Annotated in this window: 20 protein-coding genes and 1 pseudogene; 10 read left to right on the forward strand and 11 right to left on the reverse strand. The window is 36.0% G+C overall.

The genetic code is table 11. The annotated features are described in order from the left end of the window. The first annotated feature begins 191 nt into the window (after positions 1–191). Positions 192–368 (forward strand): aspartyl-phosphate phosphatase Spo0E family protein, encoded by a 177-nt coding sequence (locus BLL40_RS09170; RefSeq protein WP_073711601.1) that lies wholly within the window; start codon positions 192–194, stop codon positions 366–368. An 867-nt stretch (positions 369–1,235) separates the two neighbouring features. Here BLL40_RS09170 and BLL40_RS09175 read toward each other — a convergent pair. From BLL40_RS09175 to BLL40_RS09195, 5 genes are all read right to left on the reverse strand, one after another. Next, positions 1,236–4,094: an ATP-binding protein gene (locus BLL40_RS09175; RefSeq protein ID WP_073711602.1), complete on the reverse strand. Its 2,859-nt coding sequence runs from the start codon at positions 4,092–4,094 to the stop codon at positions 1,236–1,238. After that, on the reverse strand, positions 4,087–4,449 hold the full coding sequence (locus BLL40_RS09180) for a response regulator transcription factor (RefSeq protein ID WP_073711603.1): 363 nt from the start codon (positions 4,447–4,449) through the stop codon (positions 4,087–4,089). The genes BLL40_RS09175 and BLL40_RS09180 overlap by 8 nt, the downstream gene beginning before the upstream one ends. Positions 4,450–4,472: 23 nt before the next feature. After that, on the reverse strand, positions 4,473–6,101 hold the full coding sequence (locus BLL40_RS09185) for a diguanylate cyclase (protein ID WP_073711604.1): 1,629 nt from the start codon (positions 6,099–6,101) through the stop codon (positions 4,473–4,475). Positions 6,102–6,513: 412 nt separating this feature from the next. Further along, complete coding sequence (locus BLL40_RS09190; RefSeq protein WP_073711605.1) at positions 6,514–6,852, reverse strand: hypothetical protein; 339 nt, start codon at positions 6,850–6,852, stop codon at positions 6,514–6,516. A gap of 584 nt (positions 6,853–7,436) precedes the next feature. Continuing rightward, positions 7,437–7,850 carry a PBECR3 domain-containing polyvalent protein gene (locus BLL40_RS09195; RefSeq protein ID WP_073711606.1) on the reverse strand — a complete coding sequence of 138 codons (414 nt, stop codon included), beginning with the start codon at positions 7,848–7,850 and terminating at the stop codon, positions 7,437–7,439. Between the two features lie 877 nt (positions 7,851–8,727). Between BLL40_RS09195 and xylB the strand changes: the two genes are divergently transcribed. From xylB to hpaB, 3 genes are all read left to right on the forward strand, one after another. Continuing rightward, positions 8,728–10,233 (forward strand): xylulokinase, encoded by a 1,506-nt coding sequence (gene xylB / locus BLL40_RS09200; RefSeq protein WP_073711607.1) that lies wholly within the window; start codon positions 8,728–8,730, stop codon positions 10,231–10,233. 944 nt (positions 10,234–11,177) lie between these two features. Continuing rightward, positions 11,178–12,092, forward strand: coding sequence for a vanadium-dependent haloperoxidase (locus BLL40_RS09205; RefSeq protein ID WP_073711608.1), 915 nt, complete (start codon positions 11,178–11,180; stop codon positions 12,090–12,092). A gap of 602 nt (positions 12,093–12,694) precedes the next feature. After that, entirely contained in the window at positions 12,695–14,128 is a 1,434-nt protein-coding gene (gene hpaB, locus BLL40_RS09210) for a 4-hydroxyphenylacetate 3-monooxygenase, oxygenase component (protein WP_073711609.1), read from the forward strand. Between the two features lie 235 nt (positions 14,129–14,363). Here the strand turns inward: hpaB and BLL40_RS09215 are convergent, their stop codons facing one another. Then, positions 14,364–14,879, reverse strand: coding sequence for a DinB family protein (locus BLL40_RS09215; protein WP_073711610.1), 516 nt, complete (start codon positions 14,877–14,879; stop codon positions 14,364–14,366). A gap of 807 nt (positions 14,880–15,686) precedes the next feature. Here BLL40_RS09215 and BLL40_RS09220 point away from each other — a divergent pair. From BLL40_RS09220 to BLL40_RS09240, 4 genes are all read left to right on the forward strand, one after another. After that, positions 15,687–16,220 carry a dihydrofolate reductase family protein gene (locus BLL40_RS09220; protein ID WP_073711611.1) on the forward strand — a complete coding sequence of 178 codons (534 nt, stop codon included), beginning with the start codon at positions 15,687–15,689 and terminating at the stop codon, positions 16,218–16,220. Positions 16,221–16,357: 137 nt separating this feature from the next. Then, positions 16,358–16,636, forward strand: coding sequence for a hypothetical protein (locus BLL40_RS09225; protein WP_073711612.1), 279 nt, complete (start codon positions 16,358–16,360; stop codon positions 16,634–16,636). 676 nt (positions 16,637–17,312) lie between these two features. Continuing rightward, positions 17,313–18,140, forward strand: coding sequence for a protein-glutamine gamma-glutamyltransferase (locus tag BLL40_RS09230; protein WP_073711613.1), 828 nt, complete (start codon positions 17,313–17,315; stop codon positions 18,138–18,140). Positions 18,141–18,904: 764 nt separating this feature from the next. Then, positions 18,905–19,348, forward strand: coding sequence for a GNAT family N-acetyltransferase (locus BLL40_RS09240; protein ID WP_083566454.1), 444 nt, complete (start codon positions 18,905–18,907; stop codon positions 19,346–19,348). Between the two features lie 187 nt (positions 19,349–19,535). Here BLL40_RS09240 and BLL40_RS09245 read toward each other — a convergent pair whose 3' ends face one another. After that, positions 19,536–20,444 carry an LCP family glycopolymer transferase gene (locus BLL40_RS09245; protein ID WP_073711615.1) on the reverse strand — a complete coding sequence of 303 codons (909 nt, stop codon included), beginning with the start codon at positions 20,442–20,444 and terminating at the stop codon, positions 19,536–19,538. A 120-nt stretch (positions 20,445–20,564) separates the two neighbouring features. Here BLL40_RS09245 and BLL40_RS17790 point away from each other — a divergent pair. Then, a pseudogene (locus BLL40_RS17790) lies at positions 20,565–20,720 on the forward strand (IS6 family transposase); the annotation flags it as partial. On the opposite strand, the gene BLL40_RS09250 reads toward BLL40_RS17790, so the two are convergent. The 4 genes from BLL40_RS09250 to BLL40_RS09260 form a co-directional block, all read right to left on the reverse strand. Beyond that, positions 20,720–21,145, reverse strand: coding sequence for a MarR family winged helix-turn-helix transcriptional regulator (locus BLL40_RS09250; protein ID WP_073711616.1), 426 nt, complete (start codon positions 21,143–21,145; stop codon positions 20,720–20,722). The pseudogene BLL40_RS17790 and the gene BLL40_RS09250 overlap by 1 nt on opposite strands. Before the next feature lie 73 nt (positions 21,146–21,218). Continuing rightward, positions 21,219–21,953, reverse strand: coding sequence for an SDR family NAD(P)-dependent oxidoreductase (locus BLL40_RS09255; protein ID WP_073711617.1), 735 nt, complete (start codon positions 21,951–21,953; stop codon positions 21,219–21,221). A 74-nt stretch (positions 21,954–22,027) separates the two neighbouring features. Continuing rightward, positions 22,028–22,189, reverse strand: coding sequence for a hypothetical protein (locus tag BLL40_RS17405; protein WP_159434215.1), 162 nt, complete (start codon positions 22,187–22,189; stop codon positions 22,028–22,030). Positions 22,190–22,648: 459 nt separating this feature from the next. Continuing rightward, positions 22,649–23,347, reverse strand: a complete 699-nt coding sequence (locus BLL40_RS09260; protein WP_073711618.1) for a DUF421 domain-containing protein — start codon at positions 23,345–23,347, stop codon at positions 22,649–22,651. 279 nt (positions 23,348–23,626) lie between these two features. Here BLL40_RS09260 and BLL40_RS09265 point away from each other — a divergent pair, with 279 nt between their 5' ends. Then, positions 23,627–24,427 carry a VLRF1 family aeRF1-type release factor gene (locus tag BLL40_RS09265; RefSeq protein ID WP_073711682.1) on the forward strand — a complete coding sequence of 267 codons (801 nt, stop codon included), beginning with the start codon at positions 23,627–23,629 and terminating at the stop codon, positions 24,425–24,427. Positions 24,428–24,605 lie beyond the last annotated feature (178 nt).

A 24,605-nucleotide genomic window follows, 5' to 3' on the forward strand; every position in this document is an offset into this window, starting at 1 on the left:
CTGTTAATATAGAATTACGAGTAATATTTTAATGGCCAGGGACTTTCCTCAGCTTTTTATTTTTTCTGATAAGATTAAAATAGATGTTATATTTTCAGAACTTTTGTCGAATGTATAGTAATCTTCTCAAAAATATCTTATGATTCTTCCTATTCTGCTTTCAGTAAACAAAATTCGATAGGAGAAATGTGATGCTATCAACTCAATTAAATTTGGAGAACTTGGCCATTCGAATTAATGATATTCGTACGTTACTGATAGCCACTGGTATTGAAAAGGGGCTCGATAGTATGGAAACACTTAAGTATAGTCAAGAGTTGGACGATTTAATTATCCAATATCAATTGCAAAGCAGAAAATCTAATTAAGAGAAATTTAAATTTTTTGCATAATTTTCTCTTAATTGGTTAACCTGTTACTGTGTTACGTTTTCTCATAAGTAAGAACCTTCCAAATATGTATAGCCGGGGAGTTTTCCTCGGCTTTTTTTGTATAAACTTTTCTAAAAGGGGCATACTGTTTTTGTACAATGATTTCCCGTCATACCCCAAACCCTATTTGCCATATTTAACTCCTTTACAGTCAGGTATTAACCTGACTGTTTTTTTTGTTTAATTCCGGAAAAATTTAAACCCCCATCAAAGATAGCCACATTTTTCATGTCAATGGCAAATTCTCGGCCGTTCCATTTAAAAGCATTCTCCATATAACCCAGCACATCTGCACTATATCTGCCCCTTTTGGCAAACTAAAACAAGCGCCATCCCTTTCAGTTTAAGGGCTGACGCTTGTTTTTGGTTCATTGATTGAATGCACTATAAAGTGAAACTTCATTCAGTGGGGGTTTAGGTTCACACGATGTGAATCATGCAGACGTTGTCACAGGATGTGACGATCTTAGTCTGCGTTCCGGCTATCCCCCACTGAATAAAAAAGGAACTCAGGTAAAGAGCGCCGCGTCCTGCGGCAATACCTGAGTGACCGGCTTCGGCCGGCCCGAACCAATCGGGCTTTTACGGGCAGTTGATCCCCCGCTTATCCTCCTTTTCTTTTCGACGGCTTGAAGCGGGGGTCTTACTGCCCGTTAATGCGGGATAAATGATTATTTCGTTGCATTCATTATTAGATTTCCCATGAATTCTTATTAAGCTAGCATTAGAAAAATAGTGTTTTTATTTGTCTTACTTTATGGGACAGTTCCAAGTTATTTTCACGGCTTTTTTCAATGTTTTTTATTACTCTCTTTTCTCTTCGGGAAAGATAACATTACCATTACTTGATTTAGATAGTAAAAAAGTTACAAGTATTTTGGATAGTTCTTCTGGTGGATAAGGTTTTGTAAAATACTTTTCAATCTTAAATTTCTCCACTTCCTCTTTTGCTTCATCCAGTGCGGAAGAAATAACAATTGGAATTCTACTAGTTTGGCTTGTTTCTTTTAATTGTTGAACCAAATCCCAACCATTCATTTCATCTCCAAGCATAAGATCAATAACTACACCCACAAGCGGCACACGAAGTGCATCTTCAAAAGCTCGTTTAGGGTCATTATGGTGAATGACTGTAAAACCTTTACTCTTTAATTCTTCTGATAAAAGTAAAGCTAAACTTAAGTCATCTTCTACAATCATTACATTTAAACCTATTTGCCCATCGTCTAAGTCATCTACCTTTATCGTTTGTCCAGACAATGGCTTATTGCCAAGTGGCAAATTAAAATAAACTGTTGTTCCTTGTCCTTCTTCTGACTCTATCCAAATCTCGCCACCATGTTTCAATATAATTTCCCTACTAATCGAAAGACCTAATCCAGTACCACCAATTTTTCGTCTCGAACTATTATCAATCCGCTTAAACTTTTGAAATAGATTTGAAATGTCATTTTTCGGTATACCAATTCCTTCATCTTTTATACTTACTTGAAGCATTTCATTGACGTTTTCAAGAGATATCATCACATCTCCGCCGTTAGGAGAAAACTTAATGGCGTTACCGACTAAGTTTATGAAGACCTGTACTAATCTTTCTTGATCGGCTTTAACATTAATATGTCTCGCCTTATCTACTAAATGAACATGATGATTCTTTTCATGACGAAAGCGATTAACAATTTCAATTGCTAATTCATCAATTGCTAATGACTGCATATTATACTGCTGCTTGCCTGATTCCATTCTCTGTATATCAAGAAAATCATTGATAAGATTAGTTAGACGAATAGCTTCTTTATGAATCGTTTCGATATACTTTTTCTGACGTTCTGGTTTCAAGTTTTTTGTCAACAGAAGCTCTGTAAATCCAAGCACACTCGATAATGGCGTACGTAATTCATGACTAACTGTACTAACTAACTCAGATTTCATTTGATCAACTTCATACTCTCTTGTAATATCACGATGAACAAATATCGTACCTACTTTTTCCATGTCTTCATATACACTAGTTGCATACACTTCAATAAAAACAGGCGTATCCTGAGAAATTGAATAACGGATCTTTCTAGTATCCTTAAAATTCTCTATGATTGCTTTCTTGAAAAAGCTAGTCAATTCTTCTGGCTGATCGGAAAGTGTTTGAAAATGTTCAAGCCAAGTTTGTTGAGAGGTGGTCTTTCCTTCTAAACGATTTTGACATCGAATAATTCTGCATAAAGCTTTATTTATTAAGATGATATCTCCTGAGATGGATACTAGCTGAATCCCTTCATTCACATTGTCAATAATATTTTGATTTAGTTGGCGTGAACGCTCGACTTCTTCATACATTAGTATGCGTTCAAAAGCAATGGATATGCGATTCATTAACCCGTTTAAATCCTCGATCTCTTGATTTGAATACGGATACCCCTCTCGAGTAGCCATCATGACAGCAACCAATTGTCCCTCTGAATTTAATACAGATGAGTAGAGGTCATAGCAATAGTATGACTCTTGGGCAATACCTTGTGCCTCAGGAACTACTTCACGTGTAATGACAAACGATTGTTCTTCTTCTAACCGGACACGTTTATTTTCATCAAGATTTCCAACAAGATGTTCGGTCGATTTATTTGTTAATCCTTTAGAAACATATACATTACCTTCTAACAAATACAGAATACTTGTATCAAATTTATGTATATAATTTAAATATTCGTGAATGTTTTCCACCAATTTTTGTTTATTTAATGTAAATGTTAATGCATGATTCAGTTGGTTATATTTTTGTAACTGATTCAGTGAATGCTGCAATTGACTTTGATTTTCTTGTAATTCATCTTGCTGTGCTATAAGTTCTTCATTTTGGGTTGTCAACACTTCTTCTTTTTCCTGAATGGACTTTGTCATGTTTTGGAACGAATTAGTCAAAATCCCCAGTTCGTCTTCTCGTTGAACAAGACCTCCAAGATCGATAATACGTCCTGTTGCTATTGCATTAGTAGCTGTTGTCAATTGCTCAATCGGCCGAATCAGATTGTAAAGTACTCGCCACATAATGACGGTAACTAAAAACAAAATTAGACCACTCAATATTAAAGCAATCAGTGTAAATTGTTGAGCTTGTTCAATTGTTTTTGTGAATATTTGATTCAAATCAACATCTGTTTTTTTCTTGTAAGCCTTTGTATATGATACAAATTTATTCACAAGATCATTGGTTCCACTATTTGAAAGCTTTCGTAAAGATGCATAGTCATTTGCTTTCACAAAACTTATTGCTTTTGGAAGTATTATTGTTTTATAATTTTTGTGAAAATCAACTAATTCATTATAAAGTTCTCTCTCTTCTTTGGTTAGTCGTAATTCAGAATATTTCCCTAAGAGAATTTCAAATTCCTCTAAATTCTCATTGAGTAAATTCAACTCTTGATCATTTTGAAAGGCATAATATCCCCTTGCTCGAAAAAAAATTTCATTGATACTTTCCTCTAATTCATCTACTAATACTGCTTTTTCACGAACTGAATCACGCTCTTTTTGTAGACTTTGATTACTCGATTTAACATATATAAAGAAAGTAAGCATTGTAATCAAAAAAACGACTATCAATGTCATCAACGTTTTTAAAAATTGATTACGAATACTTTTCTCTAGTAAAGGAAAAGGCTTAAACATTCAAGATCTCCTCCACAAATTTGATTAAATCAACAGGGCTAAAGGGCTTGGACATAAAATAATCCGCCCCTTTTTCTAATATTACTTGCCGATCAGCTTCTTGTGCTCTAGCTGTAAGCATTAGTATAGACAATGTTTGTTTCATTTCATTTGGCAGATGTTCTATGACTTCAATTCCCGTTAAATTGGGCATCATATAATCTAATATCATTAAATCATAAGATTGTTGACTAACTTTTTTTAATGCTTCTTCACCATCTTCTGCTCCATCAATTTCGTAGCCTAAGTCCTCTAACGTATCACAAATTAACATTCGTAATGTTTCTTCGTCATCTACAACTAGAATTCGTTTCATGGTGTTGCTCCTTTTTCTCTTAATTATATAAATACTCGATTAATTAGACGTAAGATCCGTGCCGATACCTCTCGTATATCAAAGGGTTTTACAATATAGTCATCCGCACCACTCTCTAGCGCATGTAAAACATACTCTTCGCTTGTGCGACTAGTTAACATTGAAACGATCACATTACTCGATGAATAGTTTTCTCTTAATTTTTTGAGTACTTCGATACCATCCATTTTCGGCATCATACCATCTAATAAAATAATATATTTACCATCAGGTGTATACCAATTTGAATTCATAAAGCTTAATCCATCACTATACGCTATTACTTTGATGTCATATTTATCACTTGGGTGCCATGTTGCAAAATGATTAGTCATTATATTTCGGATGATAAAGACATCATCAACAACGATAATCGTAATACACTTTTTAACATCACCTACAAGCTCATCAAAAATAATCGTCTGATTTCTTCCAGATTGTTTTGCATAATAAAGTGCTTGATCAGCCTCTTCTAACAATTTTTTCGGATGAAGATTTACAGTTGTTGAATCTACTACTCCAGCAGAAAAGGTCACCTGAAAGTTTATTTCATTAGCTGTAAAATACTTCTTCGCCATCGTTTCACGAAGTCTCTCTAATAACACATAAGCTTCCTCAGCTGATGTATTTGGCATTAAAATAACAAACTCCTCGCCGCCATATCGGCAAGCGATATCTTGTTCACGTTTTACCGTCTTTACTAAATTGGCAAACCCTTGTAACACGTCATCTCCAATTAAATGACCATATGTATCATTTACTTTTTTAAAATGATCTAAGTCTACTATTGCTACAGCAAATGGCTCTTCTTTTCTAGTAAACTGCTGAATAAGGTTTTGAAGTTGAGCATTCATATATTTACGATTATACATCTGTGTTAACTCATCTATAATGATAGATTGTTCTAACTCCGTTTGATAGGCAAAACGATTAGTCACGTAAGATATCAAGATATCGCTATCAATTGGTTTAGCAATAAAATCTAAAGCACCAATATCATATGCACGCATTCGATTCTGTTTGCTATCATTCATACTCATTACGGCTATAAACATACGCTCTTTTTTTGCTTTTTTTATGATATTTTCCAATATTGCAAATCCATTTATATCTGGCAGCATAATATCTAAAAATACAATAGCAGGTTTCATCTCATAAATTAATTCCAACCCGCGATTTCCATTGTGAGCAACTATAACAGAATACCCCTTTTCTTCAAGAAGCTCCTTTATAAAAGTAATGAATACAATATCATCATCAATGACTAAGATAAATTCTTTTTCAGATTTATTTTTAACCAAATAAAGTTCTTCCTGTTCTACTTTATGCATATTAAAATTTTTTTGATAAAAACCAATACCTTCAATCAATGGGGCAAGATAGCTTTTCCACTCTGAATTATTCCAGTGTTTTTCGTCGGTTTCTTTTAAAGGTTCTATTTTCTCACTAGCGACAGTAGTTAGTTCATTTAATCCAATAGATCCAGCCGTTCCCTTTAAACTATGAAGAAAAAAGTAAAGCTCTTGTTCTGTAATGAATTCACGTTCTTCCCATTTTTGTAAGTTATCTTGCATGCGATCGTATATCATTTTTTGATATTTCTCTGTTTCCATATTTTATCTCTCCATTTAATATTTATTTTTCTTATAGGGTTAACATCTGGATAGTACGGATTTACAACGTTAAGAACTTCTTATCCTAAACATTCCACAATAGCTCTTTATTCCTTAGATATAGTAGAGTTTTTTATGAAATTGCCTATTCGTTGAAAATGAATAGGTTAAATTTTATTAAGTTAGTTCTTTGATATAATTCGACGCATTCCCCAGACAACGATAAGGAATAGAATAACCCGATAGCATTTTAGAAAATAAAGTGAATCTGCCATCAGCAGGGGTTTTCTTTCATCCCCTGCTGAATAAACAGGAACTCAGGTAAAGAACGCCGCGTCCTGCGGCAATGCCTGAGTGACCGGCTTCGGCCGGCCCGAACCAATCGGGCCTTTACGGGCAGTTGATCCCCCACTTATCCTTTTTCGATTTCTATAAGAATTGAAGTGAGGGTCTTACTGCCCGTTAATCTGGGATAAATAGCAAACAACCGCCTTTTTCTCTGAAAGTCTCTATACGTTTTAGCTTGCTTTACTGTGTTGTCTCCAACGAAAAATGGCTGCCAACCCTGCTTTTTCTGCACATACCATTCCTGAAGTTGCTCTGTACGAATAAATTCTTTACCCATCATAAAAAACAGGATACTGTTCCTGGCCAACAGTTTTATGTAAATAAGGCTGGTTGTTTTGTTCCTGCAACGACCTAAACTGATTGCAAATTTACTCTCACAAGAGGTTTCAGCATTTTCAGCCATGTTTTTTCTCCTTTTTAGCATACGAAAAAGATGCCTTTACCGTGTGTAAACGGTAAATACATCTTTTAGATGGCCATAAAAGAGACACTTTCCCTTGAATTTTATGTTTAATCCCCCTTACAATATAGGAATAAATGTAAAAAAAGTGGAAGCAAGTGTTTACCGTGGCCTTATCACGGTAGACAATTATAGAGGACGGCAATCCTACTATAACGCGCTTTTTCTTTTTTATTTTCCGCACGATTTAATTAACTCTAGTTATAGCAAACTTTCAGAATTTATACAAGAGATGCCAATTTTAGATTGATTTTCTTCACTTTTTGAATTATATAACCATTTTAAAAACATGAAAAAGCCCCCATCTATAATGAAGGGGGCTTTTCGTAAACAAAAGATTTTAGCAGGGCGGCAATCCTGATCTCTGGTAACTACCTGAAGGTAGCGCGTGGGGAACCTTTCCCACCTCAAAAATCTTTTGTAGCTTTAATATACTCTTGCTTCTCTTGAATAATACCGCTATTTTAATGAAAAGTAAACATATTTGTGACAAATGTGCCTAATACGGCCTTTTACGACATATGCGACTATTTCGTTAAAAAATAAGAAAACGGATAAATACGGCCGGTCCGCAATCGACCTTCAATTTTCTTTTCGCCATTATCTAATATATAAAAAGAACCCAAAAATAAACCCGTCTCTGGATTCATTTTTATTGCAATCAATACGCGATCCTTCATCACTTTGTACAGTTCTACTGTATTAAGTTCTTTTGGATTTTGACCCGCATAATCTGGATTAGCTATCGATCTAGGAATATCTTGATAATATTTTAAAAAGTCATCCCAATGTTTTCGCTTTTTTAAATGTTTAACCATACCGGGAGCCATGTAGACTTCATAGCTGGAACACTTAATTGAGTAATAATCGCAAATAGCTTTTGGAACAATCCCTACTAGCTGGCTTTCTTTCGAATATGGATTTATCACAATGTTCGTCATATCTGTGCAACAACCTTATCTGCGGTTTTATCCAATTATAAGGGAAGATAAGCAAAAAAAGAAGATAGGTCCTCTTTTCATACTCTGTAGTGCTGTACTGATTTTGTACTGTATGAATGACTAACGGATACGTTATTTTAAAAGACAAATCCCAATTACATCTCTTTGTTTCCTAGATAATTCGGGATTTTATACACTTTCTACGCTTATTTTTTTCGTACGCCACAGGGACAACAAACATTTTCATTTTTCCAGCCACGATATAGCGTCTGTCACCGTTTTTACCGAGCTTGGTCTCCCGGCTAATCGTGATCAGTTCATCTAAAGTACTTGTCCTTTTTATATAGTCGATAACTTGCTGCGTTTTCTCATGATTCAGACACTAATGCACTCAATAGCTACAGTTCTTCATCAGAAATAAAGTGAAACTTCATTCAGTGAGGGTTAGGTTCACAGGATGTGAATCATGCAGACGTTGTAACAGGACGTGACGATCTTAGTCTGCGTTCCGCTTCCCCCGCTGAATAAACAGGAACTCAGGTAAAGAACGCCGCGTCCTGCGGCAATGCCTGAGTGACCGGCTTCGGCCGGCCCGAACCAATCGGGCCTTTACGGGCAGTTGATCCCCCACTTATCCTTTTTCGATTTCTCTAAGACTTGAAGTGCGGGTCTTACTGCCCGTTAATCTGCGATAAACTTTTGAATCAAGCTCGGGAACATGGTATTCTGTTTCATAAGGGATCTCTCTTCTCGTAAATGTTTGGTCGTACTTACATTTTACAAGAAGGCGTCTCTTTTTTTCGTTTTTACGGAAAATTATTCATAATCATCAGGGCGGTGTCTGAGCCCCTTTTTTAATTGGTTGGAGGAATGGGAAATGAGTTATTTAATGGGCATTGATTTAGGAACCTCAAGTGTAAAAACGGTTATTATGGACGAAAACGGCTCCATAAAAGGGACTGCTCAACAAAGCTATGAGATGATGATCGAAAAAAGCGGTTATGCGGAACAAGACCCTAACTTCTGGTGGGAAGCAGTTGTAAGGACGATTAAACAGGTCTTAAATGAAACGGGTATACATTCTAAAAAAATTAACGGAATCGGTTTTTCAGGTCAAATGCATGGGTTGGTCATGATAGACCAAAATCTTCTTCCTATACGTCCAGCAATTATTTGGTCGGATCAGCGTTCTAGAAAAGAAGCAGCGGAAATCTATTCGATCATTGGAAGAGAAACGGTCAAAAAAATAGTAATGAATTCTATATTCACAGGCTTTCAACTGCCATCGTTGTTATGGATTAAAAAGAACGAACCATTTGTTTATGAAAAAATAAATAAAGTGCTATTGCCGAAAGATTATATCCGTTTAAAACTGACAGGAGAATGCGGCACAGATTTTACAGACGCTTCAGCTACATTAGCGTTTGATATTCAAAATAGAAAGTGGGCTTTTGATTTAATCAAAAAAGTAGGATTGAATCCTGATTTTTATCCGGAGGTACATGAATCGATTGATATTGCCGGTCAAGTTACCGTAAAAGCCGCTGAAGAAACAGGGTTGGCGCCTGGGACGCCTGTTGTTTACGGCGGCGGTGATCAGTCTATGCAATCCATCGGCAACGGTATCGTGAAACCGGGCCAAGTATCTTTGACGATTGGCACTGGCGGTCAAACCTTTTCTATTATTCCAGAACCTATTTGTGAGACTGAAATGAGAACTCACACATTTTGCCATGCAGTGCCGGGGACATGGAGTATCATGGGAGCGAATTTAGCTGCTGGTTTGTCGCTCAGCTGGCTTAATAAAAAAATATTAAGTAACCTTTCTTACGCGGAAATTAACGAATTGGCCAAGCAAGTTACCCCCGGCAGTGAAGGGTTGCTGTTTCTCCCTTACCTATCCGGAGAAAGAACGCCTCACATGGATGATTCAGCAAGAGGCACTTTTTTAGGCTTAACGTTAAATCATAGCAAAGCACATCTTATTCGTTCTGTTATGGAAGGTGTTGTTTTTGCTTTAAAGGACTCAGTAGAAATGTTTCATTCTTTAAATATAAAAATGGACACATTTATTGCTTCAGGCGGAGGTGCAAGAAGCGATATATGGCTGAACATTCAAGCCAATATTTTAAATAAAGAAATTTACAAAGTAAACCAGTTAGAACAGGCTTGTACGGGTGCTGCTATTACAGCGGGAGTTGGCATTGGAAAATATGATTCCATTCAAAGTGCTTGTGAAACGATTATTAGAATAAACCCTGAACCTGTTCGTCCAGATCCAGCAGTGGCCGGATTTTACAATGAAATGTACGAGCTTTATAAAAGTGCTTACGTACAGAACAAACAATTGTTCCATCAACTTGCAATGAAGCAAGACTTTTAGATCCGTGTCAAACCAATAACAGCTTCAAAAAAAGATGCTGTATGAGTATATAGGTTAAAATCTAATAAAGCCTTGAAAAAAGTCTCTCTATTATTTCTTTTATCGTTTTGGCCCTGTTAGCGTATGTTGTTGATTTTCTATTTTACTTACAATTATGTTTACATGGTGTCACTTTAGAAGATATTCGTGCTCATTTTAGGTGCTATTTTGCACAATCAACTTTAAAACCCAGCTACCTTCACATGAGAAGATTAACTGGGTTTCTTTATTATTTACGTCCAATCACTAAGCTACTTACATTTCGAATTAGCGAACGCAGCCTTGTTTCAGTTTATGGAAGGTTGGTATAATCACCGGCGTATTCACGGCCAATTAAAGTTTCAAACACTGTAAGAAATTGAAGATTAATTCCATCAATCTGCATGAAAAGTTAACTTATTTGTGTCCATGATATTGACTTAGATCCACATTTATCCTGCATTAACGGACAGTAAGACCCCCGTTTCAAGACTTCGAAAAGAAAAGAAGGGTAAACGGGGGAGCAACTGTCCATAAAAGCCCGATTAGTTCATGCCAGGCTGAGCCTGGTCACTCACGTATTGCCGCAGGAAGCGGCGCCCTTTACCTGAGTTCCTGTTTATTCAGTGGGGGATAGCGGAACGCAGACTAAGATCGTCACGTCCTGTGACAACGTCTGCATGATTCACATCCTGTGAACCTAATCCTCACTGAATGAAGTTTCACTTTATTTTTTGCTTCTTTTACATGTTTGGTTGAGATTCTCTTTCTTTCAGATTTAATAGCGGATAAAAGAGGAGAACTGTCGCACCGAAGTAGGATGATTCGTTCCGGAAACCTGTAATATTATACGTTGATCTAGAAAAACAAAGTCACATTCTCAATCGCTTTCATAAAATGAATGATAAAAGTGTGGAGGTGAAAGAATGGATAATAATTATTTACGATGGTCCGAGGTCGCGTATGCAGGAGAATCGACACCACCAACTAATCCTGTTACACCCTCTGCGGGAGGTTGGTCCTTAGCATATTTAAAAAGAGACAAAGATGGTGACTTTATTGGTCCGAATGGACTGAAATTACGGCTGCCAATTACACATCCAGATCATATTGACTTTGATAAAGAATTAAAGATTGTTCAACGTACACTCAGAAACCTTACTCCAATTCAAAAAAAAATCGGCACATTTTATGGAACAGGCGTTCCCACAAAACAGTGGACTCCTGTCATTGACCGTTTAATTGATTCATATGGAGTCAGCCCAGTTCATGCTGCGCGAATAATAGCAACAGTGCAAGCCGCTGTAAACGACACCATGATTGTCGTTTGGGATTTAAAATACAAGTGGGATGCAGCTAGACCAAATCAATACGACCACAAAATGAAAACGATACTATGTACTCCACGATTTCCCACCTATCCTTCAGGTCACGCCAGCATGTCGGGCTGTTCAGAAATTATTTTAAGTTATTTCTTCCCAAAGGAGGAATATAAACTACAAAAATTTTCTGAAGAAGATGCCGTCAGCCGTTTATATGCGGGTGTTCATTTTCCAATCGATAATAACGAAGGGCTCAAATTAGGACGATATATTGGAAATGTGATAGTGAATCACTTGAAATCACAGCGTAATAAAGATGGGAAACCTATCGATACCCCCTATAGAGAATACCGAGATACTAATTTCTTTGCTGAAAACTTTAAGCAATTTATCCCGTACGATTTTCCGGATGACTGTTCATCTCTTGTAGAAAAACAAGACAATGCAGTACCTCGTACATCTCACAAAAATCATAAGCTTTCTAAGCCGCGATTGTATACAAAAAACTTTTCTAAATGAAAATGTTTTTTGTATTATGTCCCCTGTGTAACAAATAATCATGAAAGTTTAAGCATATGAACTCTCTTCTATTTTCGCAGCCTATCTTCTGATGTCTTTATATTATGGTTGGAAAAGAGTTGAATTTCTTCTTCAACTACGTGGGTTCTTTACTAGAAAATAACTCCCGATGTTATCTCTTTACTTCTGAGATAAATCGGGATTTTACACGCTTTTTTATATGCTTTCTACGCTTATTTTTTCGTACGCCACAGGGACAAAGGACAAAACATCCATTTTCAATTGTTACGCCACGACATAGCGTCTATAGTCTTCGTTTCTCGGTTAATCATGATCGATTCATCTAAATGGCCCGTCTCTTTTACATAGCCGATCACGAGCTGTGTTTTTTCAGGGTTCAGGCGTGAATTTAAAAAGGATTCTGGGACACTAATCTGTTCAAGGAAAATGAAGTTTCACTTTATTACTATCTATGTAACAGGAGCAAAACACTAATAGTAATAAATAAAAAGACATACTAATATGATATGACTAAAGAAATAAATGAACTGTTTCTATACGTCCATTATAAAAACAAGTAACTAACTTTTAGGAGTGTGCGTATGCCCGCCATAACTGGTAATGATTACATTGAACGGATTGATCGGCTCAAAACAAGTGTATGGATAGATGGAGCTCTTGTAACAGGCAACATTTCCGAACATCCTTCATTCAAAGGAGTAATGAAAAGTCAAGCAGCGTTATATGACTTGCAGCATAATAAATCACTTAAAGATGCCATGACCTATCCATCGCCATCAACTGGAGACTGCGTCGGTATGTCTTATTTGCAGCCGAAAACAAGAGATGATCTTGCAAAAAGACGAGCCATGATCCAACAATGGGCTATATCAAACAATGGAATGATGGGAAGAAGTCCAGACTATATGAATACAGTGTTAATGGCGTTTGCTTCATCTGTGAATTTTTTAAAGGGCAAAGAAAATTGTTTTCCCGAAAATATAACAAAGTTCTATGAATATGCACGTGAAAATGACGTATCTATGACACATACATTTATTGATCCACAAGTAAATCGAACAAAATTTTATTTTGAAGATACCGATGAACCTATTGCAGCAAAAGTGATAGAGAAGAACGAAATGGGGATCATCGTAAAAGGTGCACGGCTACTGGCAACACAGGGTGGAATAACAGATGAAATAATGGTTTTTTCAGCAGGTGGTATTCTGGATAAAGCGAAAGGTTTTGCTTTTTCTATCCCTAGTAATAGTAAAGGCCTTACATTTGTTTGTAGAGATTCATTTGTTGAAGGAGACTCTTCATTCAACTATCCATTAAGTTCGCGGTTTGAGGAAATGGATACAATTGTTATTTTCGACCGTGTATTGGTTCCATGGGAACGCGTTTTTTATTATGACAACATAGAAGTATCAAATAGCTTAATGACTTCTAGTTCGTTTTTACCTTTTACATTGCATCAAGCTGTCTCTAGACAGATTATTAAAACAGAGTTTGTTTTAGGTATTGTCCAGTCCATCATCGACACAATTAATATCTCGGAATACCAGCATGTTCAGGAAAAAGCTTCTGAAATTATTGTCGCTTTAGAAACGATGAAAGCCTTGGTAATTAAATCAGAGTTTGAAGCCGAAATCGATGAATGGGGATTTATGCGACCAGATCAAATAACATTGCAAATCGCCATCAATTTATTTCCACAAGTTTACCCTAGGTTTACTGAAATCATTCAGCTGTTAAGTGCAAGTGGATTGATGACGATTCCAACAGAAAAGACATTTCAATCCAGTATTAGAAAAGACTTAGATCAATACTTGCAAGCTAAATCCAGAAATGCAGAGGATCGCGTTAAACTTTTCCGTTTAGCCTGGGATTTAACGATGAGCTCATTTGGTACACGCGAAACGCTCTATGAACGGTTTTTCTTTGGTGATCCTATTAAACTTTCGAGTCATTTGTATTTTTCCTATGATAAAAAACCGTATGTTAACCGAGTGAAGAATCTTTTACAATAAAATTTCAACTCGGTGGTGACGGGGTAACGTCAGAAAAATGCGGATTTACAACGTTAAGGAAATCTCACAATATAAAAAGCCCAATTTCTCAATGTTAATAATGAGAAATTGGGCTTTTTCGTTACTCGATATAAGCATCTGGTACTTTAAGTATAATATTTCTCAATGTTAAAATCTCTTTTTTGTTATGCTAATGACCCTTTACTTAAATAAGTATCCGTTTGTAACCATCAGTTTAGTGCCTCGCATCTAAATGTAATTTCACCTCTTTTATTTGTTCTATGTGTCGCTGTTCATGCACATATATCTGTTCAATCCATTGATCAAGAGGTAATTCACCAAAAGCAGGATGCTTCACTGATTTTTCTACCAATATGGATTTATCTTCTATAGTATTAAGAAAAATCATCAATTTTTGTCTCGAATCGTTTAACAAATCAATTATTTGCTGAACTTCAAATGGTTCTATATCTGGTTCAACAATTTTTGGAGCTTTCATCTTTTTCGTTCTATCCAATAATACAAGTTGAACTTTTTTACGTTCTTTTTGAGTACGATCAATCTCTTTTAATCCCCATGCAATAGCCTTGATAGAGGCCTCTTCCACTAAGACTAAGTGATGGCAAATTTGTGCTATACTCCACTTATTCATATCAAGCTTACTATTAAATTGAGCATCACTTAATAAAGTAATCTCTTTTACTAGGTTATTTCTCGTTTCATGCAGATTGTCATTTACTAATTTATTCATGAGATTTCTCCCTTTACTGGAAAATACGTACTTAAATTCCTATTCTGTATATACTCTCTACGATGAAAAGTATTCTCCTGAGCTCTCCCTCACTATTCTGTTTTCATTTTTTTATGTATTCTGTACAAACATTTAATATCCTTTTTTATGATTTATAAAGTTGTTGTACATTTTATTATTGATTTTCATCCGAAAAAATGACCGATTTTAATCGCAGTCTTTTTTTATAGTTTCTTGAACTAATACACCCATTAGTTCAAGACCAAAGTCTGTAAAAAACGCGCCGAATCTTTAAAATCTGAGGCATTTCCAATACAACATAATTACATTTATGTTGTATTAAGATTTAAAGGATTTTGAAATACAATTCATTCAGATATGTAGTTAACCTTTGTCCTACCTACACGTTTATCCTGTTCATATATTTTAGCATCTGCCGGATAACCTACTATCGCTTCCGTTTGACATCAAATTCTTTGTCAGCATGAAACGTATTTCCACCCTTGTTTTTTAACTTTTCATGACTATCTAAAAATATTCTGATGGGTCGTAAAATTCTTTAGCTAAACGATGCTCATCTGGAAAAAGACTATTTTCCATCCCATTTAACAAAATGATTTGGGGTGCTGAACTTTTTTATTTAAGACTATGAACTACCCCTTCACCCCTTCTTGAAAAGGACTATAATTGTGCCTCAATAGGCTTTACTTTATTGAGACTGTGAAGTAATATACTTAAACTAACGAGGAAAGGTAACAATGATAGAGAACACACAATCTTATGTGTATTGCGAAAAGGAGGCATATCATGAGAAACCAACGAAAGATAGTATTGTTTATTGCCCAAAGCTTGGATGGATATATCGCAACAAAAGAAGACTCTTTAGATTGGTTATTTAAAGTTGAGGGTGAAGGAGATAATGGCTATTCGGAATTTCTTGAAACGATAGATACAATCTTACTCGGAAAAAGAACGTATGATTGGATAATGAAACACGAAAAAGGGCTATTCCCTTATCAAAATAAAGGTTGTTACGTATTTTCTAGATCAACCATAGGAGATAAGGACCATGTTACATTTGTAAATGAAGACATTGTTCATTTTACTACTAGCCTGAAAAATGAGGATGGTAAAAATATATGGATTGTTGGTGGTGGTGACTTATTACATACATTCTTAAAAGAAAAATTAGTCGATGAACTTATTTTGACGGTTGCTCCAACTATAATTGGAGATGGAATTCCATTATTTAAAGCAGGCCATTATCAATTAGACCTTTCTTTGAAAGGTGCTAGATCTTTTAATCAATTTATTGAATTACATTACACAGTAAAGAAATAAACACTGTCACTCGTCATTATATGTCTGCTGATCAGCAATTTCGAACTGCGCAGGTGAACATATAATATTCTTTCATTCAAAAGTGCTTGAAGCATAAAATAAATGGAAGATGGTATTAAATACTGGAGGCGAAGCACTTGAATAATAATAAAAACTTTGATCAAAGTAGCCAAAACCCCCAAACAGAAAGTCAAGCCGCTAAGCTTGCTGTAATTGCGACTGCAGTCACTACATTTGGTGACGCCTTAGCCACTCTGGCAGCGATGCTTGCATTAGAAGAAGAAAGACAAGAAGAACGTCAAGCACAAAGTGATAAAGACGATTATAAAAATATGCAAAAACAAATCCACTATTTAACAACTGAAGTTGAAAAACTTAAAAAACAAGTAAATAAGGAAAGGCCCTATTGGATATAGGGTATCTTTGTATTGACCATTTAACTTAAGCATCACTCAAGATGTTTTTTAAAACGGGCGTTACACTTTAAGCCAACTTATAAGTTTTTTCTTTTAATTTGTTATATGCTAACGTTTTCACAGTTCAATTGAGTTCATCATTGCTAGGATCAGCAACCTGTAAATTATTTTTGAATATAAACAAACGTCCTTTTCCCTCTCACAAAGCCGTTTCCTCTGTCTCTATAATGGTCGCAAGCAACACTCTCCTGTTTTTTTTACATTGTTTATTTAGCCATGCTTGAAATGAAGATAATCGAGACATTTATGCCCTCCCTTTTAGACTTTTTATTCACTTTATATGCGTTATGATCAAACTTTTCAATTCATTAAAGATCATTGAGAAAAACGGAGCTGCTGGCATAAGTGAAAAATTTGCTTGAATTTTTTACATACCTGTTCCATAGCCTTTCATGTAACACAAGCACTGCATTACAGATTATGTAAAGTAACCCGTTCTTACATCGGATTTGCAGAAAACATTATGATTCATTATAGCGATTTAAATCTTTTCAACCTTTAAATGTATTTCTAAACCCTTCAGATATTTCATGATCGAAAATTACACATTAAAACGATACTTGAATATGCTAGGTAATAATATAAATTAATACTCGAACTCGGAAAGAGGTATATTATGATTCAACTATTGGGAATGCCCTTTCAGCAAAGTAACATGTGGCCGTCTGGTAGCATTGAAAGTATGATCATTCAACAAATGAATGAAGATACAATCGTTTACTCGTATCAATCCATAGATGAATTATCATTTGAGCTTATGTTACGAAAAAATATCATATTAAGTGCAAGAGCTATGAATCAAAGCAATATGCGGTTTGAAGTATTTGCAAAATCCTATTGTAATCCTCGATACTGGCATTTGACAAGTTCCGGCGGATTCCTGTTGCGACATGATGTAAAACCGTCAGACGCGATTTATGATATCTACATGAACAGTTCACAATATGGATTTGAATGCGCAACGGCAAAAGTCATTATCTATTACCATGCGCTCCTAAACCTTATTAGCGAATCCTTATTTAATCAATTATTTCAAAATATCTATTTATACGGCTGGCATGTTGATCCTGACCTTGGATTAACATCAAATTATACAGGCCACTTTTTGCCTGGGGATGTCGTATATTTTAAAAATCCGGACTTCGATCCGCAAACCCCTCAATGGAGAGGAGAAAATGCCGTCGTTCTGGGAGATGGTACGTATTTTGGACATGGGACAGGAATAAAGACAGCTGAACAAATGATTCATGCTCTAAATCGAAGGAGAAAGCCGGAGACAAATCAATCAGCTTATCTGACAAATTTAATTACAAGACCATCTTTTAAACATTTGGCAGAACTTTCAATGTCACAACAAGTTTATTCGATTCATAAATATCAAGATGCCGTCGTTCAACATAACGAAAGTTCGATTTCATTTGATCGATATGTGTCCTATTTGTAATCACCAATCCAAAAGTGTTGGTTTAAAATCACATTCTATCAAAGTACTGCTGAAAACGTTAACTTATTGATAAATAAAAGAAAACGGTACTTAACTAATTTTCCCCTTGCACCTCTTCCTTCCTATAATAATTTGATTATCCCTTTTGTGTTACAAGTTTCTAATAGACTTTCAAAAAGATCGTTCGGCAGGAGCTGATTCAGCCAGATAACGTCCATTTGACTTTGGTGATCCTCCAGACACCGCCTTCAAAATAAAGAATTTGTCTACAGACTAAACAAGGACATTCCTTGGAGTCAAGGATGTCCTTGTTTTATATCATCTACCATTATTAAAGAATGAAATGAAAGAACCCGCCTGTCTTAACATATTGATTCCATTTGATACATGCCCTACATGTGTCATAACCTGATTTAGATTATTCCACATACTAGGAGATTGTTGCCCGTTATACCCGGCTTGGCGCTGTCTAGGATATAGACCGGGCGAATAATACCCAGGCCGGCGGGACATTTGTCCAGGATAAGGCCGGTATGGTCTAGGACCGGGATTTGGAGGATAAAACGGCATTCTTCATCACCTCCCTTCTTTTAAAAGGTATTAGGTAAAATCTCGCAAGTGACCATTTTGCTACTTATATTACTTATATTTTTATTATATGAAAAAATCCATATATTGACTGGGGTAAATTCATTTATCAAACCTTTATTTACAACTACACATATACTATCTTACTTCTTTAATTTGATAACGAGGTGTGTCTATTGCTTATTATTAGGAAAGCAAATGAAATGGAAGAAGCTCGACTGTTTCAACAGATGGGGAAAACCGTGGAAGAAAGCACAGTAGGCTTTGCACAAAATGACAATCAGGCGTCTGCAAATATGTTTGATCTTTTATTAAAGAGCGGAGCATATTATCTTATTGCGCAGGAACATAACCTGATAAAAGGGTGGATTTTAATTGGCCAGGATTTTAGTACGCTAAAACCTGTTCAAACGGCAGGCATATTCAGCCTATACGTAAGTCCTCAATACCGGTCTTCAGGGATTGGAAGGAAATTAATAAATTATGCCCTTACTGAATTAAAACAGCAAGGCTATCAACAAGTGCAGCTACATGTATTCACCGGTAATCCAGCAAAACTTTTATACGAACAACTTGGTTTTAAAGACATTTGTACACTGATGTCATTAAAGCTAAAGTGATACTTCATTCAGTAGGGGTAAGGTTCACACGATGTGAATCATGCAGACGTTGTCACAGGACGTGACGATCTTAGTCTTCGTTTTGCTTGTCCTCCACTAAATAAACAGGAACTCAGGTAAAGAGCGCCGCATCCTGCGGCAATACCTAAGTAACCGAATAAAGAATCAGCTCTTTTAGCCTGATTCTTTATTTCAAATTCAAATCTTCTTTAAATTCATCTGATACACGTGATACTTCTTCATCATCCACTACATAGTAGTAAACGCCATCGATTCTTTCATCATTGCCGTCAATTGTGAGGGATTCAATGTTATTACGCGTTGATGCATAAATAGCGATCACATCTCCGAATGACAAGTTCGTTTGTACATTGTCACGAATCGCCTTCATCATATCTGTAAATCTGAATACCATTCCCAGGTCATTCCCTTTATTTAAAATACTTTCAATGACTTGACGCTGCCGAGCCTGTCTGCCAAAGTCGCCGTTTGGATCTTCCTTCCTCATCCGCGTGTAGTTCAATGCTTCAGATCCGCTTAATGTAATGCGCCCTTCAGCAAAATCATCGCCGCCATATGAAAAAGCAAAATCATTTTGTACTTCCACACCACCGACAGCATCTACAATTTCCTGCAGGCCTTTCATATTTATTTCTACATAACAATCTACCGGAACATCAAAAAAGTTTTCAACCGTTTTCGCTGCCATTTTCACACCACCAAATGCATAGGCATGATTAATTTTATCTTTCGTGCCTTTTCCGGCAATCTCTACACGCGTATCCCGGGGAATGCTTAGTATTTTCGTCTTGTTGTCTCCTCTGTTCACGGACATAAACAGCATCGTATCGGAACGGCCTATGTCCCCTTCCTGCTCATCCACGCCAAGCAAAAGAACTGTAAACCCTTCTTTATCCTGGAATGACACACCATCCATCCGTTTGTCTGAATAAAGGTCTTCACCGCTCAACGTATGTTCGACGAACTGATAGAACATAAATGTAATACCCGCCCCGACCAACAGCACAATCAAAAAGAATCTTAATAAAAAGCTACTTTTGCTTCTTTTTCTTTTCCGCTTATCTTGTCTTCTCATATACACGGCTCCCTAATTTAATGTATCTTACGACTATCATATCCTTCCAATTGATTTTCAAGACAGTCTGTTTTCAAATATGTTACTTTGGTTTTATTCTAAAAAATGGAGAATCGATGAAACATATATAAAAGTAAAACAAGAAAGCAAAAGTCTGTAAAATGGTTCTTCGAGAAAGCTTTGCAGTCTTTTCATCATTCTGAGCATCGTGTCGTGACATTCGATAAGAATCCGGCTTATCCTATAGCATTTGAAAAATTGAGAAAAGAAAAAACTTACTTCCTAATGGAATCATTTAGCTTCCCATAAATGGATAATAATTGTTGCCGTTCCTCGTCTGTTAACTTTTCAAACAAATTTTTACGGAGTGTCTTTCCTTCTTCTTGTGCTTTCTTGATCAAATCGAGCCCTTTGTCTGTAATCGTTAAATAAATAATTCTGCGATCGTTATCGTCGACAAGCCGAGTGGCTAACTTTTTCTGTACGAGTTTTTCTGATAAATGAGTTAAAGTAGGAGGTGTTAATCCTAAAGCCCTCGCTATATCTGATGGGCGGCTTTTTCCGTTTTCCTTGAGGTGGGCAAGAACAAGTATATGGGAGATCCCTAGGCTTTCATTGAACATTTTATTCCATTGAATAATTAAATGATTGGTGACCTGGTCCATAGAATGAATAAGTTCAAAGATCGTTTTTTCTTTCATATGTCAACATACCTGCTTTCTCTAATAAAAAAGCCCCTTAGTGCTTAGGGGCTCTCACTGTGTATAGACTATTTTATTGAGCAGAAAATCCGCCGTCAATAACTAATTCTGCACCCGTGATAAATGACGATTCATCAGAGGCTAAGAATAACGCCGCATTTGCAATATCTTCAGGTTGACCTAATCGCTGAAGTGGTGTTGCTTGAACTAAACGACCAAGAAGTTCTTTTGAATCTTCTAATGATTTTGTCATTGGCGTTTCGATAATTCCAGGGAATAATGTGTTTACACGTACGCCCTGACGGCCAAAAGTTGTTGCGGCTGCTTTAGATACAGCACGAACAGCACCTTTAGACGCTGAATAATGATTAAAGCCTTGACCGATTTGAGCAGTATAAGAAGAGATGTTAATGATAGAACCTTTCTTTTGTTCTGTCATATAAGGAGCAACATGTTTCATACCAGCAAATGGACCAAACCCATTAATAGACAACATTTTGCCCCAGTCATCAATATTAATTTCCTGATATGGTTTTTCTGATGAAATCCCTGCGTTATTTACGAGAATATCAATTCTTCCGAAGCGATCTTTTACTTCTTTGACTAATTCTTTCCACTCTTCCTCTGAAGCAACATTTAACTTCATCCCGTATACATTTTCTTTTTGGCTGGCCTTTTCAAGTGCTTCTTCGTTAATATCGGCAGCAATGACGATTGCTCCTTCTTTGCTGAATAGATCAACCATGCGTTCACCGATACCTGATGCTCCGCCTGTAATAATAGCAACTTTATTATGTATTCTCCCCATGTAGAATACCTCCTTAACGTAATTTAATTGTTTCACCATCAACCATCATTGTTTGCCCAGTAATATAATCAGAATCACTGCTCACTTAAGATGACAGCTTCTTTACCAATATCCTGTTCTGGATCACCTAGACAACGAAGTGGAATTTTACTAATCATTGCTTCATATAATTTTGGATCATTCTGACGCCATTGTTCTACGACAGGTGTTAGTGTAATTGTCGAAATCAAGTTCACATTACTTTAATTCCGTCCAGCCCCTAATTCTTTCGCTGAATCAGGGGAAATCCCTCTAATTGCTTCTTTAGCAACGGCATAAGAAGTTTGCATCACTTATCCATCAATTCCAACTTTCCCTTGTCATCTCGTACAAACCACCTCTTTCTAACCATATATTTAGATATCTAAATGTTTTATATCTAAATATTAGCAAACTCTAAAATAAATTGCAACGAATCCCGCTTAAATTTAGGTGGCGGATAACTACCTTTAAAAAAGAGCAATTCGAAGCAAGCTTCCATTGTTCTACTCTATATGCACATGACTGTATTTATGAAGGCACTTTTTATGTACTCGCTTTATTCGATTTTTGACAGGGAGAAATAAGTATTTACTCTACTCTATTTTTAAATGTGAACTATACCCCAAATAGAGACTTTTTTAACTCTTCATGATTCGGAGTACAGCTCATTTTCTTTATTTACGATGATCATCTTTATAGTCTATAAAAAGAGTACCATCTGATTGAAATTCTGCATAAAAGATATCTGAAACCGTTTTTACTCCATCCTGTTGTAATTGCCGTTTCAGCCAGGCTGTGTCTAGGTTCAGTTTCAGTAAGTTGCGTGTATTAATAATGCCATCTGATACAACTTCAGTTATTGTAGGGAGAATAGCCTTATGAATATTTTCAATATTCAAATCACCTTTTGTTACAAACTGTTTTTGATCTTTTTTCACAACCGAAATTTTTCCATTTATTTCGAAAATAGCATACTCCACATCTCTGATTGAAAATATATTTTTTTCTCTTAGCAAAGCATTTAGAGTATCTAAATCTAAACTAGCTTTACGAAGTGATTTTTCCATAATCTTACCGTTTTTTATGATGATTAATGGCTCTCCATCAATGACTTTTCGTGCTTTTTTAGATTTAATCACAACCCATCCCGTGAAAAAGGTAAGTAATCCCCATCCAATTAGTGAAATGACACCATTACGAATGCTTAATTGTGAATTGAATACAAGGTTTCCAGCTATAGAACCGATGGTAATAGCAGATGCAAAGTTGAAAAAAGTCATTTGTGCAATTTCTTTTCTTTCCATAAGTCTAGTTAGACATAATAAGAGAATGAATGATAATAAAATTCTAATAATTACTTCTGTAACGTCCAATTCATATCCCACCTTTCAATGAATATCATTTCTATATTTAAGACATACTATTCATTGAAAAAGAGAGTTCCACAAATTTAACTAGCCTCCGTTTTTTTAAAAAGGTCCCTGTAGCATTCCCACTTCTAGAATCCATTCATTTATTTAGTTAAATAATCACTTTTATTACAATTAATACCTTAAAAATACAGATTCCCATTGACTAAGATTTAGTTTTATACTCGGCACTCGAAGGGCATGCTAATAACGCAGAAAAATTTGAGGAGGTAAACTAAATTGATGACTCTAAGCAAAGAACTCCAAGTCTTAAAACAATATCACAGTGGCGAACGTGGCGTATTGAGTGTTTATTTAAACACCAACCCAGGTGATCCAGATCAGCTAAACGGTGCATGGCAAATTCATTTAAAGAACGGTCTAAAGGATTTAGATAAATATTTAACAGATTCAAAAAATGAAAATGAATTAAAATTATTTAAAGAAATGAAGAAAAAAGTATTAAATGAAATCGATAATAATAAGGATGATTTGCACAAAGGAGTCGTCATTTTCGCTTCAAAGAACCCGGAATTATGGTCCGTTCACTATGTGCAAGTTCCTGTTAAATCAAGCTTCCATTGGGAAGATCATCCGGTGCTAGAAGAATTAGAATATATGCACAAAGCATATCCAGAAGCAGGAATCATTTTACCAAGCTTCGGGGAAGTTCGAATATTGGATACAGCAATGGGATTGGTCAAAGAAGATTTTTTTTACAGATTCGATCCGAACCTTGAAGAATGGGGAGAAAAGAAAAACATGGATGCCGATGGCCGACATGTAATAGGGAGCAGTAAAGTAGACTTTTTAGAGTCCCGGCTTAAAGAAAATTTGAAAAGGTTCTTTAAAGGCATGGGTACGAACGTAGAACGATTAAAGAAAGAAAGAGGATGGATAGAGATCCACGTAGCGGGTGAAACCGAGTTAGCAATCGCTTTTGCTGAAACCTTACGAGAAAAGCCGGCAAGCTGCATTTACAAGAACCTAAATAACAGCAAACCCAGTGAAATAATTAATCAAGTTTTAGAAAACTTAAAATAAAGTGAAACTTCATTCAGTGGGGGTTAGGTTCACAGGATGTGAATCAGGCAGACGTTGTCACAGGACGTGACGATCTTAGTCTGCCTTCCGCTCATCCCCCAAAATAAAAAAGAACTCAGATAAAGAGCACCGCGTCCTGCGGCAATATGTGAGTGACCGGCTTCAGCCGGCCCGAACC

This window comes from Domibacillus mangrovi (assembly GCF_001906925.1).
In the GTDB taxonomy this organism is placed as follows: Bacteria; Bacillota; Bacilli; order Bacillales; family Domibacillaceae; genus Domibacillus; species Domibacillus mangrovi.